At 78.0% G+C, this 4,516-nt stretch carries 5 protein-coding genes; all 5 read left to right on the top strand.

The annotated features are described in order from the left end of the window. Window positions 1-719, top strand: a 719-nt coding sequence (locus tag Sru01_RS08810) for a zinc-dependent alcohol dehydrogenase (RefSeq protein WP_203983405.1), incomplete at its 5' end; no start/stop codon positions are given. A 4-nt stretch (window positions 720-723) separates the two neighbouring features. Then, complete coding sequence (locus tag Sru01_RS08805) at window positions 724-1,122, top strand: 6-pyruvoyl trahydropterin synthase family protein (RefSeq protein WP_203983404.1); 399 nt, start codon at window positions 724-726, stop codon at window positions 1,120-1,122. After that, on the top strand, window positions 1,119-2,210 hold the full coding sequence (locus tag Sru01_RS08800; protein WP_239137145.1) for a glycosyltransferase family 4 protein: 1,092 nt from the start codon (window positions 1,119-1,121) through the stop codon (window positions 2,208-2,210). The genes Sru01_RS08805 and Sru01_RS08800 overlap by 4 nt, the downstream gene beginning before the upstream one ends. Beyond that, the gene (locus Sru01_RS08795; RefSeq protein ID WP_203983403.1) at window positions 2,207-3,103 is read left to right on the top strand and encodes an SAM-dependent methyltransferase; all 897 of its coding nucleotides are present in this window, start codon (window positions 2,207-2,209) and stop codon (window positions 3,101-3,103) included. The genes Sru01_RS08800 and Sru01_RS08795 overlap by 4 nt, the downstream gene beginning before the upstream one ends. Continuing rightward, complete coding sequence (locus Sru01_RS08790) at window positions 3,100-4,329, top strand: lysylphosphatidylglycerol synthase transmembrane domain-containing protein (protein WP_239137143.1); 1,230 nt, start codon at window positions 3,100-3,102, stop codon at window positions 4,327-4,329. The genes Sru01_RS08795 and Sru01_RS08790 overlap by 4 nt, the downstream gene beginning before the upstream one ends. Window positions 4,330-4,516: the final 187 nt, after the last annotated feature.

Genomic DNA, 4,516 nt, shown 5'->3' with positions numbered 1-4,516 from the left:
TTTACCCCCACCAGACACGGTACGTCGTGCCGGTCGAGGCCGTGACGCCGGTGCCGGACGCCGTCCCGGCGGCGCGCGCGGTGCTGGCCGGAACGGTGGAGACCGCGGTGAACGCGCTGTGGGACGCGGCACCGCTGGTCGGTGATCGCGTCGCCGTGGTCGGGGCCGGGATGGTGGGCTGCGCGGTGGCCCGGTTGCTCGCCGGGATCCCCGGGACGCGGGTGCAGCTGGTGGACGTGGACCCGGCGCGGGCGCGGACCGCCGCCGCGCTCGGCGTGGAGTTCGTGCCGCCGGAGCGGGCGGCCGGTGACTGTGATCTGGTGGTGCACGCCAGCGCCACCGAGGAGGGCCTGGCCCGGTCGCTGGAGCTGCTCGCCGCCGAGGGCACCGTGATCGAGCTCAGCTGGTACGGCGACCGCCGGGTGCGGGTGCCGCTGGGCGAGGCGTTCCATTCGCGGCGGCTCACCGTGCGCGCCAGCCAGGTGGGGACGGTATCCCCGGCCCGCGGCGGGCGGCGTTCGTTCGCCGACCGGCTCGATCTGGCGCTGCGCCTGCTGGCGGATCCGGCATTCGATGCGCTGATCAGCGGCGAGTGCGAGTTCGCCGAGCTGCCCGCGGTGATGGCGCGCATCGCGCGCGGCGATTTGCCCGGCTTGTGCCATCGCGTCGTGTATGGTCCGCCGGAGGACCGAGTGACCGCCGAACCCGCTGGAGGATGACCCGTTGTTCAGCATCACCGTCCGTGATCATCTGATGGTCGCGCACAGCTTCCGCGGCGAGGTCTTCGGCCCGGCCCAGCGGCTGCACGGCGCGACGTTCGTGGTGGACGCGACGTTCCGCCGGGCCGAGCTGGACGCGGACAACATCGTGGTCGACATCGGCCTGGCCACCAAGGAACTCGGCGACGTGCTCACCGCGCTCAACTACCGCAACCTGGACGACGAGCCGGACTTCGCCGGAGTCAACACCTCGACGGAGTTCCTCGCCAAGGTCATCGCCGACCGGCTGGCCGGCCGGGCCGCCACCGGCGCGCTGGGCGAGAGCGCCCGCGGGCTGGCCGGCATCACGGTCACCCTGCACGAATCACACGTCGCCTGGGCGACCTACGAGCGCGCCCTGTGATCCTGCGCGTCCACGTGGTGCTGCCCGGCGATGTGGACGATCCGGCGGTGCCGAGCGGGGGCAACGTCTACGACCGCCGGGTGTGCCGGGAACTGGCCGCCGCCGGCCGGCCGGTGCGCGAGCACGCGGTGCCCGGCGGCTGGCCGCGCCCGGACCGGGCCGCCCGGGCGGAGCTGGACCGCGCCCTGGCCGGGATGCCGGACGGCACGGTGGTGCTGCTGGACGGGCTGGTCGCCTGCGGGGTGCCCGAGGTGGTGGTCCCGCACGCGCGGCGGCTCCGCCTGGCGGTGCTGGTGCACCTGCCGCTCGCCGCCGAGACGGGACTGCCACCCGCCCTGGCCGCCGACCTGGACGCCCGCGAGCGAGAGACGCTGCACTCGGCGAGCGCGGTGCTGGCCACCAGCGCCTGGGCCGGCCGCGGGCTGGCCGGCCGGCACGGCCTGGACCCCGCCCGGGTGCACGTCGTCCCGCCGGGCACCGATCCCGCCCCGCTCACCGCCGGCGAGCCGGCGGGGACCCGGCTGCTCTGCGTCGCCGCGGTCACCCCGCGCAAGGGCCAGGAGGTGCTGGTCCGCGCCCTCGGCGGCCTCGCCGATCTGCCGTGGGACTGCGCGTGCGTCGGGTCGCTCGACCGGGCGCCCGAGTACGTCGCGGGTGTGCGGCGGCTGATCGCCGCCCGGGGGCTCGACGGCCGGGTGCGGCTGGCCGGCCCGCGTACCGGGGCGGAGATGGCCGCGTGCTACGCCGCCGCCGACCTGATGGTGCTGCCCTCGCACGGCGAGACGTTCGGCATGGTGGTCACCGAGGCGCTGGCCCGCGGCGTGCCGGTGCTCACCACCGAGGCGGACGCGCTGCCCGAGACGCTCGGCCGGGCGCCCGGCGGGGAGCCGCCGGGCCTGCTGGTGCCGCCGGGCGACCCGGCGGCCCTCGCCGCGGCGCTGCGCCGCTGGCTCACCGATCCCGGACTGCGCTCGCGGATCCGGGCATCCGCCCAAGATCGACGTGGCATGCTGGCCGGATGGGACGCGACCGCGCGGCGCCTGGCCGAGGTGCTGGACGGCCTCCGTCCGCGGGAGGTCGTCCAATGAGCGAGCAGCCGGAGTTCACCCCGGAGTGGCTCACCCTGCGCGAGGCCGCCGACGCCGCCGCGCGCGACGCCACGCTGCCCGCCCTGCTGGGCGACCGCCTGGCCCGCCACCCGATGCCCGCCGGGGCGGCCGAGCGGCCCGCCGGCCCGGAGCCGGCGGACCGGTCCGGCGACGGCCTGGTGATCCGCGACCTCGGCTGCGGTACCGGATCCATGGGGCGGTGGCTGGCCGGCCGGCTGCCCGGCCCCCAGCGCTGGATGCTGCACGACCGCGACCCGGTGCTGCTCTCCCGGGCGGTGGCGGGCGTCACCGGCCCGGCGGCGGACGGCCGCCCGGTCACCGCGGTGGCCGAGCCCGGCGATCTCACGCTGCTGCGGGCCGACCGGCTGACCGGCACCTCGCTGGTCACCGCCTCGGCGCTGCTCGACCTGCTCACCGCCGAGGAGGTGTCGGCGCTGGCCGTGGCCTGCGCCGCCGCGGGCTGTCCGGCACTGCTCACGCTGACGGTGACCGGCCGCGTCGAGCTGGACCCCGCCGAGCCGCTGGACGCCGAGATCTCCGCCGCGTTCAACGCCCACCAGCGCCGGGTCGCCGGTGACCGCCACCCGCTCGGGCCGGACGCCGCGGCGGGCGCCGCCGACGCGTTCGCCCGGCACGGCGCCGAGGTGCACCGCCGGCCGAGCCCGTGGCGGCTGGGCCCGGAGCAGTCCGCACTGACCGCCGAATGGCTGCGCGGCTGGGTGGGCGCCGCCGTCGAGCAGCGGCCGGACCTGGCGGCTCCCGCGGCGGCGTACCTCCGTCGCCGGCTGGCGGCGTGCGACGCCGGCGACCTGCGGGCGGTGGTCCACCACGAGGACCTGCTCGCCCTGCCACCCCGCGGAGACGGCCGATGACCTTCGCCGGGACCGGCGCCGGAGCCCCGCCCGCGCCCGGCTCCGCCGCGCCGCCCGTCGCGTCCCCTGCCGCGCCGCCCGTGGGGCCGCCCGTCGCGCCGCCAGCCGGCCCGCCCGCGATCCACCCGGCCACCGCCCCGGCCACCCCCACCGCCCCGGCCGCCCCGGCCACCGCCTCCACCGGCGGCTCCGCCCGACTCCCGGTGCCCGCGTCCGGTGATGACCTCGGTACGCGCCACCCGACCGGGCGGGAGCGCCGGGCGGCGGTGGCGCGGCGGGTCTGGCCGTGGCTGCGGATCCTGCTCGCGCTGGCGGTGCTCGCGGTGCTGGCCCGCAAGGTGGGCACCGCCGCGTTCGTGGACGGCGTGCGGATGGTCGGGCCGCCCGCGGTGGCGGCCGCGCTGGCGATCGGCCTGCTGACCACGGTGTGCAGCGCCGGGCGGTGGGTGCTGGTGGCCCGCCGGCTGGGGTTGCCGCTGCGCTGGCCGACGGCGCTGGGCGATTACTACGGTTCGCTGTTCCTCAACGCGGTGCTGCCGGCCGGGGTGCTCGGCGACGCACACCGGGCGGTGCGGCACGGGCAGCGGGCCGGTGACCTCGGCCGCGGCGTCCGCGCGGTGGTGCTGGAGCGGGCCGCCGGCCAGGCGGTCCTGGTGGCCGCCGGGGTGGCAGTGCTGCTCGCCCGGCCGTCGGCCGCCGCGTCGGCCGGCCTGGATCTCGCCCCGTGGCTCCTGCTCGCCGTTGGGGCGGCCGTCGCCGGTCTGGCCGGGGCGTACCTGCTGCGTCGCCAGGCCCGGCGCCCGGTGGCCGGGAGCCCGGCCCGCCCGCGGCCGCGATGGCGCCGGGCGCTGCGGACGGCGCTGGCCGACGCGCGGACCGGCCTGCTCGCCCGGGACACCTGGCCGGGCGTGGCCGGGCTGTCGGCGGTGGCGCTGGCCGGCCACCTCGCGCTGTTCCTCGTCGCCGCCCGGACCGCCGGGTCCACCGCGCCGCCCGGGCGGCTGCTGCCGCTGATGCTGCTGGCGTTGCTGGTCATGGCGGTGCCGGTCAACATCGGCGGCTTCGGGCCGCGCGAGGCGTTCCTGGCGGTGGCCTTCGGCGCCGCCGGGCTCGGTGCCCAGGCGGGGCTCACCACGGCCGTGGTGTACGGCGTCCTCGCGTTCGCGGCCAGCCTGCCCGGTGCCGCCGTCCTCCTCGCCCGCACCCGGATGCCGCGCCGCACCTGACACCTAACACCCTCAGCCGGCGGCAAAGCCTTCCCCACCCCAAGTGACCAACCCCGACAAACCGGGCATCTATCCAAGCGAGCCGGCCACCAGGTCGGACAATCAGCAAGTCAGATACCGACACCACCCGCTCTCCACCATCCCAGAAAGCCCGACGATCACCCACCGCCTGCCCGCCCCGGCGTTC

The organism is Sphaerisporangium rufum, assembly GCF_016863395.1.
Lineage (GTDB): Bacteria > Actinomycetota > Actinomycetes > Streptosporangiales > Streptosporangiaceae > Sphaerisporangium > Sphaerisporangium rufum.
Note: the sequence above shows the minus strand (reverse complement) of the source record. Positions and strands in the feature narration are given on the sequence as shown.

Bases quoted from the DNA above. Each gene is read 5' to 3' on its own strand.
- Sru01_RS08795 (WP_203983403.1), top strand. From the start codon at position 2,207: ATGAGCGAGCAGCCGGAGTTCACCCCGGAGTGGCTCACCCTGCGCGAG.
- Sru01_RS08790 (WP_239137143.1), top strand. From the start codon at position 3,100: ATGACCTTCGCCGGGACCGGCGCCGGAGCCCCGCCCGCGCCCGGCTCC.